Origin of the sequence: Endozoicomonas atrinae (assembly GCF_001647025.1) — a bacterium.
In the GTDB taxonomy this organism is placed as follows: Bacteria; Pseudomonadota; Gammaproteobacteria; order Pseudomonadales; family Endozoicomonadaceae; genus Endozoicomonas; species Endozoicomonas atrinae.
Genome location: NZ_LUKQ02000669.1, coordinates 1 through 796, shown reverse-complemented (window position 1 = coordinate 796; position 796 = coordinate 1). Strand labels below are relative to the sequence as shown.

At 43.5% G+C, this 796-nt stretch carries 1 protein-coding gene; it reads right to left on the bottom strand.

Translation table 11 applies throughout. From position 1 onward, the window contains the following. Window positions 1-438 precede the first annotated feature (438 nt). Entirely contained in the window at window positions 439-681 is a 243-nt protein-coding gene (locus tag AK963_RS35010) for a hypothetical protein (RefSeq protein ID WP_202969953.1), read from the bottom strand. Window positions 682-796: the final 115 nt, after the last annotated feature.

Genomic DNA, 796 nt, shown 5'->3' with positions numbered 1-796 from the left:
GAAAATCAACATCATTAAAACCTTCGGGTAGCTGTGGTCGACGAGACATCTGTTCTAGATAATGCATGGTAATGATGCCTAAGCATAGTTGGCGGCAGCTTAAGGATTTAGAAAATGCGATTGGTATTATATGAAGTTCAGTATGAGCATGGAGTCAGTCAGGAATCATTCTTCTTTAAAGGGGTTATGCCAGCAAAGCTTATGGCAAGGGAAGTCCGAGTCAACTGAAGGAAGTCGAAACAGCTGTGGGATTGCATATCACCAATTCGTAGTCATATCCAATAAAGTGTCCTGTCTCCCAGCGTAATTCCGGGCACTCAAATAACGCCAATGTTCCGGTAAACCAACATAGCCACGCTTGACCGGATTTTGATGAATATAATCTATCTTCTGAGTCATCATACATTGATCAACAATCAACTCAGGATGAGAGCCTTCCTACCAGAACTGTAGCGCTCTGTCTGCCTTATGTTTCTTCTTATAAAAAGGCAGCTGCTCCAGAATGGTTCTGACCTTGCGCTGCTGCAAATAAACAATCAGTAGCCTTGCCGTATATGACTTGAAGCGGGCGATGTCTTTATCCAACTGTGGGCTTTGAGCTAACAAATGAAGATGGTTTTCGAGTATCACATAAGCATAAAGCCGGAAGTCATCTTTCATCACCCAACGCAGTGTCATCACCGATGTAATAAGTCTTCAAAACACCAGTTTAATTTGACCTCCCGATTAACCCTTTTCTGGCCGATTGTTTTCCTGTTGGTATCAAGCAGGGAGCAGCGCCATGACCAATCGAGAG